This is a genomic window from Caulobacter vibrioides OR37 (assembly GCF_000372645.1).
GTDB classification, from domain to species: Bacteria; Pseudomonadota; Alphaproteobacteria; order Caulobacterales; family Caulobacteraceae; genus Caulobacter; species Caulobacter vibrioides_E.
In genome coordinates, this window is record NZ_APMP01000022.1 from 58,102 (window position 1) to 75,802 (window position 17,701).

The following is a 17,701-nucleotide window of genomic DNA, read 5'->3' on the forward strand; positions in this document are numbered from 1 at the left end:
GCCCGCCCTTGCCCTCCCGCGCGCGGCGGTTCAGCGCGCCGCGCCCGCGAACCAGGATGGGCGAACCACGAAGCGCAGGCCCAGCGGATCGGGGGCTCCGGGATAGTAGTCGGTGCTGATGATCTGAGCGCCGGATCGCTCCGCGATCTCGAGGCGCGACAGATCATGGGCGCGGGCCTCGGCCGTGTCGGCGTCGGCGCGAGTGCGCACCAGGAAGCCGCGCGACACCAGGGTCCGGATCCGGGCCTCCTCGGGCCGGGGGTCCTGGATGTTGAACACCGCCGCCTCGGGGGCGTGCTCGTCATAGAGGCCGAAGAGCACGCGGCCCCTCAGCGACGGATGGCCCTCGCGATAGGCGTTCTCGATGCGCGGATTGGCGTCCAGCACCAGCAGCACCTTGCCCCGGGCGCTTTCGGCGGTCGGCCAGCCGCCGGAGGTCACGCCCTCGCTCAAGGTGGCGCGGGCGCCGCGCACGTCGTCGGGCGTGATGATGCGGTCTCGGCCTAAGGTCTTCAACGCGTCGGCGTCGAGGCCGGCCAGATCGGCTTCGGTCCAGAGCGGCGGATCCGGAATGGCTGGCGTGTTGAAGGGCTCTTCCTTGGTGTTGACGAAGATGACGATCGGCGCGTGGCCAGGATGCGCCGTCGACCAGGACGCCACCTCGGCGAAGCAGTCGACGAGGCGCAAGCAGTGGGTGCGATTGTCGATCACCGGCGCGTGCATCACCTTGGCGCCCGGCGTGTTCATGATCGCGAACTTGGCCGGGTCGTTGGCGTAGGGCGCGGCGTAGAGGCCGCCCCGGGTGTCGGCGTAGGGGTCGAATTCGATCTGCCGTAGGCCGAGGTCCAGTTGAGCCTTGATCGGCGGGTGGCCGTACTCGACGCCGCGTGAATGCGCGCCCATCACCTGGCGCTGGTGGGCCAGGGCGGCCGGATCGAGCTCTGGGCGATAGCTGTTATGCGAACCCAGCCAGTGGAGGGCGTTGATCCGGACCGGCTCGGCGGCCTGGACGGCGGTGGCGGCGGCGAGCGCGACGGCCGCGAGAAGCCCACGGGAGAAGGTCATGGCGGTCCTCCGGAAGGAAAAGCGCGGACCGGCCGACGGGCGACCGGTCCGCTGAGGTGACGGCCCAGAGAAGGCGGGCCGTTCGGGGGTTAAGGGTTAGAACTTGCCGCGCAGGGTCAGCGAGACGGTGCGGCCCCAGTGATAGATTTCCATCGGCTGGTCCTTGGTCTTGCCGTAGGTGTAGCGAAGCTCGTCGGAGAGGTTCGAGCCTTCCAGGGTCACGGCGTAGCGCGGCGTGATCTGGTAGGAGAGCGAGCCGTCCAGCGACCCGTAGGCGTCGATGTACGACTGGGCCGTGGTGGTGCTGCCGATCGATTGCAGATAGCGCGAGCGCCAGAACCAGCCCAGGCGCGCGCTGATCGGGCCCTTCTCATAGTAGCCGACCAGATTGTAGCTGGTCTTCGACAGGCCCACGAGATCGTCCTTGATCTGACGGTTGCCGGCGAAGTAGTTGGCCTTGCTGTCGACCAGCGTGACCGAGGCCTGCACGCCGAGGCCGCTGAACAGGCCCGGCAGGAACGACAGCGACTGGTTATAGGCCGCCTCGACGCCGCGCACCTCGGCGTCGCCGCCATTGACGTTGGAGGACAGCAGCACGTCGCCGCGACCGGGCACCTGGATCGTGGTGTTCTGGGCGGTGATGTAGTTGTCCATCTTCTTGACGAAGACCGCGCCGGTCAGGGCCGTGGTCGGCGACGGGTACCATTCCAGCGAGGCGTCGTACTGGTCGGCCAGGAACGGGTTGAGGTCCGGATTGCCGCCCGAGGCCGTCGGCGAGTCACGCGAGACGGTGATGCGCGGGGCGCTGTCGGTGACGTTCGGACGGTTGACGACGCGCGAGGCGGCGAAGCGGGCGATCAGGTCGTCGCGCAGGTCGACCTTGACGTTCAGGCTGGGCAGCCAGTTGCTGTACGTCTTCGGATAGCTGACCGGCACCGGCGTCGAGCCGCTGATCAGCGTGCCCGAGGCCAGCTGCTTGGTGTCGGCGTAGCGGACGCCGAGATTGCCGCTGACCGGCAGGCCGCCGACGTCGAACTTGAAGTCGCCGCGCAGATAGGCGCTGCGGATCTTCTGGTCGACGATGAACGAGTTGCGCAGGTCGGCGGGCGACCAGGGCTGGGCGGCGACCGCGGCGGTGTAGAGCTTCTGGTAATAGGCGTCGCTGGTCGGCGTCAGCCACGTGCGCGGCGAATTGCCCGACAGCAGCGACAGGAAGCCCGAATAGGGCAGGGGCTGGTAGAAGCTGGAGCCCAGCGAGGTCATCGGAACATTCAGGATGTCGTTCAGCGTCCAGTCCCGGCGCAGATAGGCGCGGTTCATGTTGTGCTGTTCGGCGCCGAACGCGATCTTGGTGAACCAGCCGGAGAAGACGCGCGCGCCGTCCAGGCGCAGGGTCTCGTCGGTGTCGCGCGAGTCCTTCCAGGTGTAGTCGAAGGCCTGGCCGACGAAGTTGGCGGGGTTGCTGTAGTCGACCGTCGTCGTCAGCTGCGGGATCGCCGTATAGCCGCGCGAGAAGTCGTAGGTCAGCGGCGCGAAGAAGGCCATGCGATCGCGCGTCGTGGCCTGGCCGGCGGGGTGATAGCTGCGGGCGCGCGAATAGCCGTACTCGACGTTGAAACGCCAGGCGCCGGGGGTCCAGGTCTGCTTGAGGCCCAGGACGTAAAGGTCATGACGGTTCAAGCTGGTCTCGCGCGAGGCCATCCAGCGCACGTTGTTGATCGTGCCGCCGACGACGCTGTCGCCGACCACCTTCTGGCTGCCCGCCACCAACTGCGGCGTCGCGAAGGTCGTGTCGTCCGGATAGATGTCGAGGCCGAACTCGTCGTAGCCGGCGTCGAGGCGCGTCACCAGCACGTCCACGTCGGTCTGCAGGTCGCCGCGCGGCTTCCATTGACCCGACAGGGCGCCCGAATAGAGCTTGCGGTGCTCGGTCTCGATGGTCGGACGCGTGCGGGTCGGCGTATACAGGCCCTTGCCCAGCACCGAGGTGAACCTGTCGAGGTTCCAGCCCACCATGTACAGGCGGTCGGTGCGGGTGTGACGCTCGTCATAGAGGCCCGAGGCCAGCAGGCCCAGGGTCTTGTCGGCGTTGGTCCAGCTGATCAGGCCCGAGCCCGACGGGTCGGCCTTCTCGCGCACGTCGTTGTAGGTCTCGCGCAGCGAGAAGGCGGCCTTGTTGCCCAGGTCGAAGGGCTTGAAGGTCTTGATGTTGATGTTGCCGCCCAGGGCGCCCTCGTCCATGTCGGCGGTCGGGGTCTTCACGACCTCGATCTGCGAGATCATTTCGGCGGGCAGCACCTCGAAACGGAACTGACGGCCCTTGGCGCCGCCGTTCTCGATCAGGTCGTTGACGGCGATCGAGCGGCCGTTCAGCTCGGTATATTGGAACTGCGGACCCAGGCCGCGAACGCTGACATAGAGGCCCGCGCCGCGCTGGCGATCGATGGTCACGCCGGTGACCAGCTGCAGGGCCTCGGCGGCGTTGCGGGTCGGAAACTTGCCGATGTCCTCGGCGTTGACGGCGTCCAGGCCATAGGCGGCCGAGCGCTTCAGCGCGGCGGCGGCCTGCAGGCTCTTGCCGTAGGAGGTCACGACGATCGCGTCGACGGCGTTGGCCGAGTCGGTTTCGGCGCTGGCGGGCGCGGCGGCGGCGGCGGCGGCGGTGTTGTCGGCGGCCAGGGCCTGGCCAGCCGCCAGCGAGGCGAAGGCCAGGACGGCGACGGCGCCCGCGCAGCGAGCGGTTGTGATGGAGCGGAACATGTATCCCCCGTTCTCTGATCTGGCCCGCGGGGAGCGCGGGTCGGAGGAGAAGAACGGGGCGGTCGATCGCCTTCCTCAGTCCGGCGTCGGTGAATTATTTATGACGCTCATTCAAAGGCTTAGGAAAATCATCCGTGAGCGGAGGAATTTCTGGGCGAGATGATCAGGTCGCCGGCCGGCGTGAGCCGCGTCTGGACCGGCAGCAGACCTTCAAGCGCGGCGCCGACATCTTCCATGGGGGTGATGCGGAGCGAGCCGGACAGGCGCAGCGTCGCCAGGGCCGGGTCCGACAGCGCGACCCTGCGGCCGGACGCGCGGGACAGGCGCTGGGCCGCTTCGCCCAGGGTCGCGCCGTTCAGCACCAGGCGACCCCCGGTCCAGGCTGCGTCGTCGGCGACGTTTCCGGCCTGGACCGCGCTGGCCGAACCGATTTCCAGATAGCGCTCGCCCGGACGGAGCACGACGCTGGCCGCGCCCGGCTGGCTGACCCGGAGCGAGCCCTCGACCAGCGACACCCGCAGGCTTTCGCCGTCGGAGACATTGAAGCGCGTGCCCAGCACGGTCAGCGTCCGGTCGCGGACAGCGACGGTGAACGGACGGGCCTTGTCGTGCTGAACGGCGAAGAACGCGTCTCCCCGGATGAGCGCGACCGCGCGATGACCGGGGGTGAAGCGGGTTTCCAGCCGCCCGCCCGGGCTCAGGGTGACGGCGCTGCCGTCCGCCAGGGTCAGGCGCGCGGCGTCGTGCGCGGGGGCGGTGTAGACGCGCTCGACCGGACGCATCCACAGCGCCAGTCCCGCCACCAGCGTCGCGGCGATCGCCAGGCCGAGGCCGGCGCTCAGCGGCCGGCCAAGGGCGCGCGGAAGGGCTCGGCCGAGGCCGCTCTGGCGACGCGCGGCGCTCCGCATCCGCTGGATCGCCGGATCCTCCGCCGCCAGGCCGAGCGCCATCCAGGCCTCGCGCGTGGCGGCGACCTCGTCGCGCGCGGCGGCCGAGCTGGTCGCCCAGGCGTCGAGACGGGCCTGTTCGGCGGGCGTGAGGGCGCGAGTCAGGCTGGCGGCCAGAAGCTGGCTGGGATCGGGAAGGCCCTGCTCGGGACTATGCGTCATTCGGGGCCTCGATCACCTGGCGCAGCCGCGCCAGGGCGTTCATCATGTGCTTCTCGACCGCGCTCTGGGACAGGCCGAGACGTTTGGCGGCCTGGGCCTGGGTCAGGTTCTCGAACCGGCAGAGCACGAAGACCGAGCGGGTGTTGGGGTGAAGGTCCTCGAGCGCCGCGACCAGCCGCTGGAGCCGCTGGCGTCCCGCCAAGGCGGTTTCGGCCGACGGTTCGTCGGCCGGCAAGGCCGGATCGACCTCGACATGCCGCTCGTGCTGGCGGACCCGGCGCTGGCGCTCGTGATCGACCAGCGCGTTGGACGCGACGGTGAACACCAGGCCGTCGGGGTTGCTCCAGTGCAGGTTCGAGAAGCGTCGCGACAGGCGCATGAAGACCTCCTGCGTCAGGTCCTCGGCGTCCTCGACGCCGACGGACCGGCGGCGGAAGAAGCGCAGCAGCGGGCGACGATAGCGTGACACCAGGGCGTCGAACCGAGGCGCGTCCGCGCGCCAGTCGGCGGCGGGCGTCTCGGTCGCGGTCTCCGGCGCGCCGCCGGTCGCGGGGCCGCTGTCGGAGAAGGTCAGAACGCCCATCGCAGCCTCGCGGACAGATAGCGGCCCCAGTGATGAATCTCCATCGGCTGGTCGCGGCTCTCGCCATAAACGAACCGTCGCGCGTCCGCCAGATTGACTCCCTCCAAGGAGAGCGTGACGCCGTGATCAAGGCGCCAGGAGGCCGAGCCGTCCAGCGAGCCGAACGCCGCCGTCGTCGACGGGGCGGTGATCGAGCTGCCGATGGTCGTCAGGTAGGGCCCGCGCCAGTTGTAGGCCAGGCGCGCCGAGCCGCGTCCCTTCTCATAGAACGCGACCGCGCTGTAGCTGGCGCGCGACAGGCCCAGGAGCATGTCGTGGATCACCCGGTCGCCGGCGAGGTAGGTCGCCTGGCTGCGCACCAGGGTCGCCGAGCCCTGCACGCCCAGTCCGTCGAACGGCGCGGGAAGCTCGCGAAACACGCGGCTGAATGTGGCCTCGACGCCCTGGATCCGCGCGTCGCCGCCATTGACATTGGTCGACAGCAGAATGCGCCCGCGCCCCGGCACGTCGATGAAGATGTTCTGGGCGGTGATGTAGTTGTCCAGGCGCCGGTCGAAGACCGCCACGGTCGCCGCGCCGCCAGCCGGGAAATACCATTCCAGCGAGACGTCCAGCTGGGTGGCCATGAACGGCGACAGCTCGGGGTTGCCGCCGTTGGCGGTCGGCGTATCGCGCGCCAGGGTCATGCGAGGCGCCGTGTCCAGGACATTGGGCCTGTTGACCACCCGCGAGGCCGCCAGGCGCACGACCCATTGGTCGGTCAGGTCGACGCGCAGATTGGCGCTCGGCAGCCAGTTGTCGTAGCGCTTGAGCCAGCGGGTCGGCACGGGGTCGTCGCCGTTCGCCAGCACGCCCAGCGAGGTCTGCCGGGTCGCGGCGTAGCGAAGACCGACGTCGCCGCTGATCGCCCGCCCCAGCACCCGGCCGCGGTAGTCGTAGCGGACATAGGCCGAGGTGATCGCCTCCCGAACCACGAACGAGTTGCGCAGGTCGGCCAGCGACGGCGGCTGGGCGGCGATCGCGGGCGTGTAGAGCAGGGCGTAGAAGGCGCGGGCGTCCAGAGACACCCAGCGTCGGGGCAGGTCGCCGCGGGTTCCGGCGAGAAAATCCGAGAACGGCGTCTGGCCATAATAGGCCTGGCCCAGGCTGGTCAGCGGCGTTCCCAGCAGCGTGTTGAGCGTCCAGTCGCGTCGCCGATAGTCGCGGGTGCGCGCGTGCCGCTCCCCGCCGAAGGAGAGGACGCCGTCGCCGATCGGGCGCTTGAGATCGAGCCGCAGCAGGGCGTCGCGATCGCGCGAGTCCTTCCAGGTGTAGTCGAACCCCTGTCCGACATAGTTGGCGGGATCGGCGTAGTCGACGGTGGTGCGCAAGGTCGGGCCGCCGCCTAGGCCATGGCCGAAGTCGTATCGCAGCGGTCCGAAGAAGGCGAACCGCGCCCGGACCGTGCCCTCGCCCTTAGGGTGATAGCTGCGGGCGCGCGAATTGGCGTAGTCGGCGTCGAAGGTCCAGGCGCCGAGCCGCCACTGCTGGTGGACGCCCAGCGCGACCAGGTCGTGACGATTGAGGCTGGTCTCGCGAGAGGCCATCCAGCGCGTCCCGTTGATCAGGCCCGCCTGGACCGTGTCGCCCTTGATCGACTGGCTGCCCGGCGCGAAGCTGGGCGTGGAGACCGAGGCGTCGTCCGGATAGATGTCTAGCCCGAACTCGTCGTAGTGGGCGTCCAGGCGGGTGGCCAGCAGGTCGACATCCAGTCGCCAGTCGGGCGTGGGGCGCCATTGCAGCGCGAAATCGCCGGACGCCATCCGACGGTCCTCCAGCTCGATCGTCGGTCGGGTGCGGGTCGGCGTGTAGAGGCCCGGGCCCAGGGTCGTGGCGAACCGGTCCAGGTTCCAGCCCGTCTGGTAGAGCCGGTCGTTGCGGATCCGACGGCGCTCGATCACCCCGCCGGCCAGCACGCCGAAGCGATCGCTAGGGTCGACCCAGCTCCAGACGCCGGACACGGACGGATCCTGGCGTCCGACCTGGCCTTCCGAGGTCCGGATCGAAAGGATGGACCGCGGTCCTCGGTCGAGCGGCTTGAAGGTGCGGACGTCGATATTGCCGCCCAGCGCGCCTTCATCCATGTCGGCGGTCGTGGTCTTGGCGACCTCGATCTGGTCGATGACGTCGGCCGGCAGCACCTCGAAGCGGAACTGGCGGCCCCGGAAGCCGCCATTCTCGACCAGGTCGTTCATCGCGATCGGCCGGCCGTTCAGCAGGACGTTCTGGAATTGCGGGCCCAGCCCCCGGACGCTGACATAAAGGCCGATCCCCCGATGGCGCTCCAGGCTGACGCCGGGGACGAGTTGCAGCGCCTCGGCGGCGTTGCCGGCCGGCAGGCGGGCGATGTCTTCGGCGCTGATCGCGTCGAGACCGTGGTCCGCCGATCGCTTGAGGTCCAGAGACCTGTCCAGGCTCGCGGCGTAGATCGCGGTCACGGTGACCGGTTCGACCTCGGTCGGGGTCGGGGCCGCGGGCTCGGCGACGGCGCGAGGCGCGGGGTCGGGCGTCGCGCGCTCGAGGACGAAGACGCCGCGCCTCGGTTCCCGGACCTGGACCGAGGCGCCCGCCAGCAGCAGTTCGAGGGCGCGTCGCGTCGAGACGAATCTGGGCGCCGTCCGTCCCGGTCGATTGGCCACGAGGTCCGGAGGAAACAGGATCACCACGTCGCGTTCGGCCGCGAGCCGGTTGAGACTCTCGCCCAGACCCGGCTGTCCGGCCCGCGCGTCGACCGGCGTCGCCAGGAGCGCGATCCCGAGCGCGGGAATGATCAGACGGGAGGACATGCCTGGCAGGGCGGCTCGCGGCTTAAGGCCCACGGCTCCTTAATGGCCGAGCATGACACTTGGGCGACACCGATCGCGGCGGTGGCGCCGAGGTCCTTTACCGCTTCTGGAACACGGTATTGGCGACCTGGACGACCGGCAGATCCAGGCCGACGATGGATTCGGAGTGTCCCAGCAGCAGATATCCGCCCGGCGACAGGCGACCGCACAGGCGTTCGAGAACCTTGGCCTGGGTCGGCTTATCCAAGTAGATCAACATGTTGCGGCAGAAGATGATGTCCATGTCCGCATCGACCGGATAGGTCTCGTCCATTAGGTTCAGGCGCGCGAACGACAGCTTGGCGCGAAGGTGCGGCTTGATCCGAACCTCGGCGCGGGCCGGGTCGCGGGCCCGCATCAGGTAGCGCTGCCGTCGCGCGGCCGACACCGGCTCGATCATCTCCACCGAAAAGCGTCCGGCGAGGGCCTCGGCCAGCACCTCCGTGCAGATGTCGGTGCAGAGGATGGAATAGTCCGTGTCGCGTCGCGCCTGGCGGAACTCCTCCATGATCATGGCGATCGTGTAGGGCTCGGCGCCGGTCGAGCAGGCCGCGCTCCAGATCTTGATCTGGCGCCTGCCCCTGTCGGCGAGGGCCGGGAGGCCTTGCTCGAGCAGGAAGTCGAAATGCGCCGGTTCGCGGAAGAACTCGGTCTTGTTGGTCGTGACCGCGTCGATCAGGTCGATCGTCTCGTCGGCCAGTCCGTCCTCCTCGAACAGGAACCGGCAGTAGTCATTGACGTCGGCCATGCCGAGGGCTCGCAGTCGGCGGCGCAGACGCCCCTCCAGCATGGTGCGCTTGCTGGCCGGCATCTTGATGCCGGCATAGCCGTGGATGAAGGTCGCCAGGCGCTGGAAGTTCGCGGCGGTGAGCGGTTCGGGCTCGTACAGCGACGCGGCGGCGGTGTTCGACAACGGGTTCTCCCTGGCGCGGCGTCCGGCGCCGTCGGTTCTTGAGCGGCCCGTTCTGGGCGCGCGAGAGCAAAACCCGCGCGCTTGGCTCGCGCGGGCGTCTAGACGTCGTGTTCACGCGGCTTTCGCCGGGAACGCTCCGGAGCCGCCCTTCAGGCCGCTTGCGAAAGGAGCGCCGCGTCCTGGCTGGTCAGCAGCCGGGCCAGATCGAAGATCACGACAAAGCCGCTGTTTCCGCTGGCGCCCTCGCGTCGGACCACGCCGCGGATATAGTCCGAGCGCCAGGGCACGCCGATGTCCGGCGCGGCCTCGATCTGGTCTTCCGAGAAGGAGACGACCTCGATGACCCGGTCGGCGATCAGACCCAGGGCCAGCACCCGGTCCTCCAGCGGCACGTCCATCACCAGGATGCGGGTCGCCGTCGAAGCCGCCTGCGGCGGCAGGCCGAGCTTCAGCCGCAGGTCGATGGTCGGCGTGCCCCGTCCCCGGACATCCGTCAGGCCCTTGAGGTAGCTGGGGCCCTCGGGAATGGCGAACGGAGGCTGGTAGTCGAGGATCTCGCGCACATAGGCGACGGGAACGGCGAACACCTCCGAGCCGAGGCCCAGCGTGACGAATTGCAGATCGGCGGCGGCCATCAGGCGTACTCGCGGAAATTGGCGTCGTCGGCGTCGGCGCCGCCCTGGCTGAGATCCAGGGCGAAGCCGGTGGCGCGGGCCTGCTGCGCGGCGACCGTCTGGCGCTTGGCCGCCGGCTTGCGGGCGGTCGGCTTGCTGACCGGCGCCGGGCGGGGCTGGGCCGGGCGGCGGGCCGAGGGCGCGGCGCCCGTGCGGAAGAAGGCGATCGAGGCCTGCAGCTCCTCGGCCTGGGCGGCCAGTTCTTCCGAGGTCGCCGACATCTTTTCCGAAGCGGCGGCGTTCTGCTGGGTCACTTGATCCAGCTGCTGGATGGCTTCGTTGATCTGGCTGGCCCCGATGTCCTGCTCGCGGCAGGCGGCGCTGATCTCGGCGACCAGTTCGGCGGTCTTGCGGATGTTGGGCACGAGGTTCGACAGCATGTCGCCGGCCGACTGGGCGGCCTTGACCGTGTCGGACGAGACCGAGCTGATCTCGGCGGCGGCGGTCTGGCTGCGTTCGGCCAGCTTGCGCACCTCGGAGGCGACGACCGCGAAGCCGCGACCGTGCTCGCCGGCGCGGGCGGCCTCGACGGCCGCGTTCAGGGCCAGCAGGTCGGTCTGACGCGCGATCTCCTGAACGATGGTGATCTTCTCGGCGATGGTCCGCATCGCGTCGACGGCCTGGGCCACGGCTTGGCCGGACACGTCGGCTTCCTGGGCCGACTGGCGGGCGATCTTCTCGGTCTGAGCGGCGTTGTCGGCGTTTTGCTTGATGTTGGCGGCCATCTCTTCCATCGAGGCCGAGGCCTCCTCGGCGGCCGAGGCTTGTTCGGTGGCGCCCTGGCTGACCTGCTCCGAGGCCGAGGATAGCTCCTGGCTGCCGGCCGAGACGTTTTCCGACGCCGAGATCGCGTCGCCGACCACGCCGCGCAGGCGGTCGATCATGACGTTCACGTGGCCCAGCAGGTCGGCGATTTCGTCCTTGGTGGTGATGGCGATGGTCTGGGTCAGGTCGCCGTCGGCCACGAGGCCGACCGCCGAGGTCGCGCGAGCCAGGCCCTTGCTGATGCCGACCATGATCCACGCCGCGAAGGCGGTCGCGGCGAGCAGGCCGACGATGATCATAACGATCAGGCTGTTGCGCGCCGAAGCGTAAAGGTCGTCGGTGTCCTTCGAGGCCTTCTGCAGTTCGGCGCGCTGGGCCTTGACCAAGCTGTCGGCGGCGGTCGAGACGGCCGTCACCGCCTTGGCGCCTTCGCCGAACGACAGCGCCGTGGCCTCGGCCACCTTGTCCTGCACGCCCAGGGTGCGGATCTGGGCGTCGACGACCTTGAACTCGTCGAAGCGGCGGCGCAGCTCGTCCCACTTCGGACGCTCTTCCGACGTGATCAGCGGTTCGGCCTCGGCCAGGGCGGCGTCGAACGCCTTGATGGCGTCGCCCGCCTTGGCGTCATATTTCAGCGCCTTGGCCGGATCCTTTTCAAAGATCGTGTTGGCCTCCTGGCGAACGGTCTCCAACATGGCGGTCTGCGCCCGGTGGGCGATGTCCAGCAATTGGGCCGGACCGGCGATCGCGGCGTTGATCGCGTTGTTCAGATTGTTCATCTGCACGGCGCCCATGGCGCCCACGCCGATGAGGATGGCAAGGGTCAGGCCAAAGGCCAGGCCGAGTTTCAGCTTGATCGTGAAGCGCATGAAATTGGTCCTCTGGTCCTAGTCGTCTTACACGCCCGTTTCGTCGGAAACGGCCTAACCCGCCGATGGTCCGTAGCTGGGGCCTGTCCCTGGAGTCCTTCGCGACGCTGGCTCGCGGCGGACGCTTTTTTTGTTATGGTGGGTAACAAGATTGCTACGATCCATTACATCTCGCCCAGTTCGCGCCCATCTCGTGAATTAGGGGTTAAGTCTGGGTGCAGCAGAATGTCGCATTGCGCGAGTGGATGCGGGTATTCGCCGGAACGGCGACTCGGGGTTGAGGTGGTGGGAAAGGCTGGGCGCGGCAGGTTTAAGTGCGAGCGGTTGAACCGCTCGACCGCGCTCTAAACGTTTGAATCTAAAGCCTGTCCGCTTCAAATGACGCCATTTGACGCGGGCAGGCTCTGGCGAAACGGGGGCGATCGGCCCCGTCCAGATGGGTGACAGATCATGAGCGCGCGCGCGGGGCGCTTCGCCGATCCGCTGAGTCGGCCCTTGAAATACGGTGTCCTCGACCGATTGCTCGGTCATGCGGTCCGTCAGGCCAAATATCGCGTTCGCGACGCGTTCGACGAAGCGATGAGCCCCTTTGGCCTGACCACCCAGAGGTTCACCGCCCTGATGCTGATCGCCGAGAATCCCGGCCTGACCCAGGCGGACATCGCCAAGGTCATGGGCATCGCGCGTTCGGGCGCCGCGGCGATCGTCGTCGCCCTGGAGGAACGAGACCTCGTCGAGCGCGCGCCCTCCGCCGACGCCCGCGCGTTCGCGCTGGCCCTGTCGCCGCACGGCCGAGAAGCGCTGCCCGACCTGGTGGCGCGCGTCGAGGCGCACGAGCGATCGCTGTCTCGCAACCTCTCCCCCGAAGAGGTCGAGACCCTGAAAGCCCTCCTGGCCCGGATCGGCGGGTAGAGCCTCGCGCGGAAAAGCGGACGCCGATTTCCCATATCGCTTTACGGGAGGCGGCTAAACGCCTGCAAAGCCGTCTCCATCGGACCAGAGGCGCCGCCAATTCCGTCGCCGGCGGTTCGCTGTGTTGGAAGGCCCGCTCGGCGAATGATCGAGGTTGCGTAAAAACCCGCGACGGTCGCGCCTTAACCAGCCGTTCCGGCAATCATAGGTCCCGTGGAGATCGGTTTCGCCGGCGGTGTCCGGCGCCGCCCCGGAAGACGGCGCCGCGCTTTCAGGCGGTGACGTCCTGCGCTTCGAGGAAGCTCTTGGCGTCGAGGTCGTTCTTGATCTCTCGGTCCCACCGCCGCAGCTGGCCGCAGGCTTCGAGGAATTCCGCGACGTCCTCGGCGTCGTCCAGCAGGATGACCGCCTCGTCGCCCTGCTCGATGCCCACCTTCTTGAAGAGCGGCGTGGCCGCGGCGGTGTGGCCGATGAACTTGCCGTGCGCGAAGGCGTCGTTGACGAAGTCCAGGGCGGTCTTGTCCTTGGCCAGCGTCTTGGCCCCCATCTCGGAGACCACCAGGGCGACGGCGTCGTACAGCACCGACGGACCGCCATCGATCTTCTGCTTGGCCTCGACCATCGTGCCGTCGTCGAGTTCGGCTCCGGCGATGCGCGGCGCGACGATCTCGTAAACGGCCTTCATGGCCTTGACCTGGTCGGTCAGGGCGGCGACCAGCGCGGCCGGCGCGCCGTCGGTCACCAGAATGCCCAGCTTACGGCCCTCGAACGAGCCGGTAATGCGCTTGACGATGCTGAGGGCGTCGGACGGCGGCAGGTCCAGGCGCGTCGGTCGCCCGGCCGGCGCCGGCTGGGGCAGGGCCTTCAGGCCCAGGCCGCTGGCCACCGCCTTGGCCAAGGCCTCGTCGATGTTCAGGAGGTGGGCGACCATGCGCTGGCGAATGTCGGCCCGCTCGCATTTGGAAAGCTCGAACACCAGGGCGTCGCCGATATGCTTCTGCTCGATCGGCGCCTGACTGATGAAGAACTGCCGGGCCTGGCTGTAATGGTCGCCGAACGACTCCGGGCGCCGCTGGGTCTTGTCGCCCGCGACCTGCTCGGCGAAGGGCTTGTAGCCCGCCGTGGGGCTCTCGCGGGGACCGCCCCAGGTGTTGGGCTCATAGTTCGCCCGTCCGCTGGGATTGCGCATCGCCATGTGCCCGTCCTGCTGGAAGTTATGCACGGGACAACGCGGCGCATTGATCGGAATGTGGGTGAAGTTGGGCCCGCCTAGGCGCTTTAGCTGGGTGTCCAGATAGGAGAAGTTGCGGCCCTGCAGCAGCGGGTCGTTCGAGAAGCCGATACCCGGCACGACGTTCTGGGTGCAGAAGGCCACCTGTTCGGTCTCGGCGAAGAAATTGTCGACCCGACCGTTCAGCACGAAGCTGCCGATGACGCGGACTGGGATCTGTTCCTCGGGGATGATCTTGGTCGGATCCAGCACGTCGAATTCGAACTGTTCGGCGAACGCGTCGTCGAACAGCTGCACGCCCAGATCCCACTCGGGCGGATTGCCCAGATCGATGGCGTCCCACAGGTCGCGTCGGTGGTAGTCGGGGTCGGCGCCGTTGATCTTCATCGCCTCGTTCCACATCACCGACTGCAAACCCAGGCGCGGCTTGAAGTGGAACTTGACGAAGGTGCTCCGGCCCTCGGCGTTGATCAGCCGGAATGTATGGACCCCAAAGCCTTCCATGAACCGGAAGCCCCGCGGAAGGGCGCGATCGGACATGACCCACATGATCATGTGCATCGACTCCGGGGTCAGCGAGATGAAGTCCCAAAAGTTGTCATGGGCGGTCTGGGCCTGCGGGAACTCACGATCGGGGGCCGGTTTGGCGGCGTGGACCAGGTCGGGAAACTTGATCGCGTCCTGGATGAAGAAGACCGGGATGTTGTTCCCGACGAGGTCCCAGTTGCCTTCCTTGGTGTAGAACTTCGCCGCGAAGCCGCGCACGTCGCGGGCCAGGTCGAAAGAGCCCTTGTTGCCGGCCACCGTCGAGAAGCGCACGAACATCGGCGTTTCCTCGCCAACCTCCGTCAGAACCCTGGCGGTCGTCACGTCGGCCAGCGACTCCTTCAACGTGAAGACGCCATGCGCGCCATAGCCGCGCGCATGCACCACGCGCTCGGGGATGCGCTCGTGATCGAAATGAAAGATCTTCTCGCGGAAATGGAAATCCTCCAGCAGCGCTGGGCCGCGCGGACCCACGCGCAGGGTGTTCTGGTCGTCGGCGACGGGAACGCCTTGTTGGGTGGTCAAGACCTGGCCGCCGTCCGGGGGCGTTTGATGCAGTTCCCCGGCCTGGCCGATTTCCGTCGGAAATTCGGCCGCGTTCGAGGGCGCGCCTGTGTCCTTGCCGATCGCCTTGGGCATGCTGACTCCGTGGATTGCGAGGGTTTGCCCCCGAGGGGGGCCTAAGTCTCAATCCCGGGACGCGCGGTGCGTTTCGGTAAGCATCAAAGGTTGGTCGGGAGCGCGCAGGTCAGGCGGCGATCTCGCCTTCTTCGCCTGGACTTAGGCCGAGCCGCTCCCGCAGCGCCGCCGCCCCCTCGGCGGTCAGCCGCACCGCGCGGCCCTTTGTCTCCAACGCCAGCCAGCCGCGCGCGGTCATGGCCTCCAGCAGTTTCACGCCCAGCGGTCCGGCCAGGTGATGGCGACGCTCCGTCCAGTCTAGGCACTGCCGCGCCACGCCGCGCGGGGACCGCAGAGCGTCGACCTCGACGCCCAGATCCTCGAACCAGCGGCGCCCCTCGGGCGTGACGTCGTAGAGCTTTTCGGCCGCCGGGCGGATCAGGTCCTTGCCGACCAGCGCCTCGCAGACCTTCACGCCCAGGCGGCCGGCCAGGTGGCCATAACAGCAGCGGGCGTCGCGCAGGGCGCGGGCCTTGGGCGACCGGGGGATCTCCAGCGAGCGCACAGGCGCCGCCAGCACCGACAGAGCCTCGATGGCGTGGGCGACCTCGGCGCTAGCGAGGCGGTAGTAACGATGGCGGCCCTCGCGCTCGACCTTCAGCAGGCCGCCGTCGACCAGCTTGGCCAGGTGATTGCTGGCCGCCTGGGCCGTGACGCCGGCGGCCCAGGCGAGGGCGCTGGCGGGCTGGGCGCGACCATCCTGCAAAGCCTGCAGCATGGCGGCGCGGGTCGGGTCGCCGATCAGGGCGGCTGGCGAGGCGATGTTGGCGTCCATATCGGCATCATAGGCCCATCGCCGGGCGAATGGTTCATCGGCGCGTGTAGCATCGCGGCGGCGGTTCGGAGCAAGAGAAGGGCCATGAGCAAGACCCGCCTGCCCTGGATCGCCGCCGCCGCCAGCTTCGGCTTCTTCGTTACCCAGCTGGACGTGACCATCGTCAATGTCGCGCTGGACGCCATCGGCAAGGCGTTCGACGCCCCGACGGCGCAGCTGCAGTGGGTCGTTGACGCCTACATCCTCGCCTTGGCGGCTATGCTGCTGTCGGCCGGCGCGGTCGCTGACCGGGCGGGGCCCCGCCGGGCGTTTGTGGCCGGCCTGCTGCTGTTCGGCGTGGCCTCGGCGGCTTGCGGTCTTGCCGCGAGCCCGCTGATGCTCATCCTGTCCCGCGTGGCCCAGGGCGCGGCGGGGGCGCTGCTGATCCCGCCGTCGCTGGCCCTGATCGCCCACGCCGCTCATGGAGACGACCGCAAGCGCGCCTCGGCCGTGGGCTGGTGGACCGCCGCTGGCGGCGTGTCGATCGCCGCCGGCCCGGTGCTGGGCGGGCTGCTGGTCGAGACCCTGGGCTGGCGCTGGGTGTTCTTCGTCAACCTGCCGGTCTGCTTGATCGGCGCGGTCCTGACTCTGCTGGTCGCGCCGCCGACGCCGGCCAAGCCGAAGGTCCCGTTCGACATTCCGGGCCAGGCGATGGCGGTGGCCGCCGTCTCGCTGCTGGTCGGCGGACTGATCGAAGGCGGACATCGAGGCTGGGCCGGCGCGCCGCTGATGGCCCTGATCGCGGGCGTGGTCCTGACTGGCGCCTTCGGGCTCTTCGAGCGGCGCGCGGAGCATCCGGCCATGCCGCTCGGCGCCTTCCGCGAGCGCCCGGCCTGGACGGCCGTCGTGGTCGGCTCGGCGCTGAACTTCACCTATTACGGCCTGATCTTCGTGCTGGGGCTCTTCATGCTGCGCGCCCTGCGCTGGAGCCCCTCGCGGGCGGGCTTGGCCTTCCTGCCGCTGACCGCGACCTTCATCGTCTCGAACCTGGCCAGTGGCGGGCTGGTGGCCCGCTTCGGCGCGCGGGCGGTGACGACGGCGGGTGTGTTGATCGCGGCCTGCGGCTACGTCCTGACGGCGCGGCTGGGCGCGGGGAGCGGCCTGGCCGAGATGCTGCCCGGCTTCGCCTTGATCCCCGGCGGCATGGGCCTGGCCATCCCGGCCCTGACCAGCGGCCTCCTGGCCAGCGTCGACAAGCACGACGCCGGCGCCGCCTCGGGCGCCCTTAACGCCTGCCGCCAGGTGGGCGGGGCCGCGGGGGTGGCCATCTTCGGCGCGCTGGCGGGGCGGGATGTGGTCTCCGGCCTCCACGCCTCGGCCCTGAGCGCGGCGGCGCTGCTGGTCGGCGCGGCCTTCATTTCGGCTGGCGCGCCGCGCTTTTTCCGACCGACTACAGCGGGCTGAGCAAGGACGCCGCGCGGGAGGGGGCGGAGCACGCGCTATTCGTTGCGCGCCTAAACTGGAAATCCTGACTCTTTTGAGACCTTCGGAGGGTTCGTTTCCCAGTCAACGGGATCAGAGCGGGCTATGCGAGGAGCGGCGCGGCGAGGGTCCGGCGCGCGTCGTCTCAAGCCTCGCCAGCAGCCTGTTGTAGGTCGATTGGCGTATGGGCCGACCGTCGCGTAGCGAGCGCCACGTGGTCTCGCTGACTCCCAGCACCTCTTGAAGCCAAACCTTGGTCACCGCCGGAAGCGCCTTGCGGATGACGAGAACCTGCTCTTGGTCGACAAGCACCATGTTCATCTTTGATCTCCTTCGAACGACGCGTTGGTCCCTCGAACCGTCGGCGAGCGCGGCGCGTCGACGGAGGACTGACTTACGGCTTCAGGGTGCGCGCGCGCATTGCGGCCGAGCCCTTCAGGGCCAAGTTGTCGGCGGCGGCGCCGACCCCGACCTGATAGGCGCCCTTGTCGAGCAC

At 68.8% G+C, this 17,701-nt stretch carries 13 protein-coding genes; 2 read left to right on the top strand and 11 right to left on the bottom strand.

Going from position 1 to position 17,701, the window contains the following annotated elements; translation table 11 throughout:
* Positions 1-30 precede the first annotated feature (30 nt).
* The 8 genes from OR37_RS15185 to OR37_RS15220 form a co-directional block, all read right to left on the bottom strand.
* Positions 31-1,065 (bottom strand): phosphatidylinositol-specific phospholipase C domain-containing protein, encoded by a 1,035-nt coding sequence (locus OR37_RS15185; RefSeq protein WP_004621707.1) that lies wholly within the window; start codon positions 1,063-1,065, stop codon positions 31-33.
* 96 nt (positions 1,066-1,161) lie between these two features.
* Positions 1,162-3,825: a TonB-dependent receptor gene (locus tag OR37_RS15190; RefSeq protein ID WP_004621709.1), complete on the bottom strand. Its 2,664-nt coding sequence runs from the start codon at positions 3,823-3,825 to the stop codon at positions 1,162-1,164.
* 128 nt (positions 3,826-3,953) lie between these two features.
* On the bottom strand, positions 3,954-4,934 hold the full coding sequence (locus OR37_RS15195; RefSeq protein WP_004621711.1) for a FecR family protein: 981 nt from the start codon (positions 4,932-4,934) through the stop codon (positions 3,954-3,956).
* Positions 4,924-5,517, bottom strand: coding sequence for an RNA polymerase sigma factor (locus OR37_RS15200; RefSeq protein WP_004621713.1), 594 nt, complete (start codon positions 5,515-5,517; stop codon positions 4,924-4,926). The genes OR37_RS15195 and OR37_RS15200 overlap by 11 nt, the downstream gene beginning before the upstream one ends.
* Positions 5,505-8,342: a TonB-dependent receptor gene (locus tag OR37_RS15205; protein ID WP_004621715.1), complete on the bottom strand. Its 2,838-nt coding sequence runs from the start codon at positions 8,340-8,342 to the stop codon at positions 5,505-5,507. Before OR37_RS15205 ends, OR37_RS15200 begins: the two co-directional genes overlap by 13 nt.
* 97 nt (positions 8,343-8,439) lie before the next feature.
* Positions 8,440-9,294: a CheR family methyltransferase gene (locus OR37_RS15210; protein ID WP_004621717.1), complete on the bottom strand. Its 855-nt coding sequence runs from the start codon at positions 9,292-9,294 to the stop codon at positions 8,440-8,442.
* A 149-nt stretch (positions 9,295-9,443) separates the two neighbouring features.
* Positions 9,444-9,929 carry a chemotaxis protein CheW gene (locus tag OR37_RS15215; RefSeq protein ID WP_004621719.1) on the bottom strand — a complete coding sequence of 162 codons (486 nt, stop codon included), beginning with the start codon at positions 9,927-9,929 and terminating at the stop codon, positions 9,444-9,446.
* On the bottom strand, positions 9,929-11,602 hold the full coding sequence (locus OR37_RS15220; RefSeq protein ID WP_004621722.1) for a methyl-accepting chemotaxis protein: 1,674 nt from the start codon (positions 11,600-11,602) through the stop codon (positions 9,929-9,931). Before OR37_RS15220 ends, OR37_RS15215 begins: the two co-directional genes overlap by 1 nt.
* 450 nt (positions 11,603-12,052) lie before the next feature.
* On the opposite strand from OR37_RS15220, the gene OR37_RS15225 reads away from it, so the two are divergent.
* Positions 12,053-12,514, top strand: a complete 462-nt coding sequence (locus tag OR37_RS15225) for a MarR family winged helix-turn-helix transcriptional regulator (protein ID WP_004621724.1) — start codon at positions 12,053-12,055, stop codon at positions 12,512-12,514.
* 271 nt (positions 12,515-12,785) lie between these two features.
* Here OR37_RS15225 and OR37_RS15230 read toward each other — a convergent pair whose 3' ends face one another.
* Both OR37_RS15230 and OR37_RS15235 read right to left on the bottom strand, forming a co-directional pair.
* Positions 12,786-14,930 carry a catalase gene (locus tag OR37_RS15230; RefSeq protein ID WP_004621725.1) on the bottom strand — a complete coding sequence of 715 codons (2,145 nt, stop codon included), beginning with the start codon at positions 14,928-14,930 and terminating at the stop codon, positions 12,786-12,788.
* Between the two features lie 109 nt (positions 14,931-15,039).
* The gene (locus OR37_RS15235; RefSeq protein ID WP_004621728.1) at positions 15,040-15,744 is read right to left on the bottom strand and encodes an ArsR/SmtB family transcription factor; all 705 of its coding nucleotides are present in this window, start codon (positions 15,742-15,744) and stop codon (positions 15,040-15,042) included.
* Positions 15,745-15,828: 84 nt separating this feature from the next.
* On the opposite strand from OR37_RS15235, the gene OR37_RS15240 reads away from it, so the two are divergent.
* The gene (locus tag OR37_RS15240; protein WP_004621729.1) at positions 15,829-17,187 is read left to right on the top strand and encodes an MFS transporter; all 1,359 of its coding nucleotides are present in this window, start codon (positions 15,829-15,831) and stop codon (positions 17,185-17,187) included.
* A 111-nt stretch (positions 17,188-17,298) separates the two neighbouring features.
* Here the strand turns inward: OR37_RS15240 and OR37_RS15245 are convergent, their stop codons facing one another.
* Complete coding sequence (locus tag OR37_RS15245; protein ID WP_004621732.1) at positions 17,299-17,526, bottom strand: hypothetical protein; 228 nt, start codon at positions 17,524-17,526, stop codon at positions 17,299-17,301.
* Positions 17,527-17,701 lie beyond the last annotated feature (175 nt).

What these genes read in the sequence shown, in the direction of transcription:
- OR37_RS15185 (WP_004621707.1), bottom strand. Translation starts at nt 1,065, where the DNA reads ATGACCTTCTCCCGTGGGCTTCTCGCGGCCGTCGCGCTCGCCGCCGCC.
- OR37_RS15190 (WP_004621709.1), bottom strand. Translation starts at nt 3,825, where the DNA reads ATGTTCCGCTCCATCACAACCGCTCGCTGCGCGGGCGCCGTCGCCGTC.
- OR37_RS15195 (WP_004621711.1), bottom strand. Translation starts at nt 4,934, where the DNA reads ATGACGCATAGTCCCGAGCAGGGCCTTCCCGATCCCAGCCAGCTTCTG.
- OR37_RS15200 (WP_004621713.1), bottom strand. Translation starts at nt 5,517, where the DNA reads ATGGGCGTTCTGACCTTCTCCGACAGCGGCCCCGCGACCGGCGGCGCG.
- OR37_RS15205 (WP_004621715.1), bottom strand. Translation starts at nt 8,342, where the DNA reads ATGTCCTCCCGTCTGATCATTCCCGCGCTCGGGATCGCGCTCCTGGCG.
- OR37_RS15215 (WP_004621719.1), bottom strand. Translation starts at nt 9,929, where the DNA reads ATGGCCGCCGCCGATCTGCAATTCGTCACGCTGGGCCTCGGCTCGGAG.
- OR37_RS15220 (WP_004621722.1), bottom strand. Translation starts at nt 11,602, where the DNA reads ATGCGCTTCACGATCAAGCTGAAACTCGGCCTGGCCTTTGGCCTGACC.
- OR37_RS15225 (WP_004621724.1), top strand. Translation starts at nt 12,053, where the DNA reads ATGAGCGCGCGCGCGGGGCGCTTCGCCGATCCGCTGAGTCGGCCCTTG.
- OR37_RS15230 (WP_004621725.1), bottom strand. Translation starts at nt 14,930, where the DNA reads ATGCCCAAGGCGATCGGCAAGGACACAGGCGCGCCCTCGAACGCGGCC.
- OR37_RS15235 (WP_004621728.1), bottom strand. Translation starts at nt 15,744, where the DNA reads ATGGACGCCAACATCGCCTCGCCAGCCGCCCTGATCGGCGACCCGACC.
- OR37_RS15240 (WP_004621729.1), top strand. Translation starts at nt 15,829, where the DNA reads ATGAGCAAGACCCGCCTGCCCTGGATCGCCGCCGCCGCCAGCTTCGGC.
- OR37_RS15245 (WP_004621732.1), bottom strand. Translation starts at nt 17,526, where the DNA reads ATGAACATGGTGCTTGTCGACCAAGAGCAGGTTCTCGTCATCCGCAAG.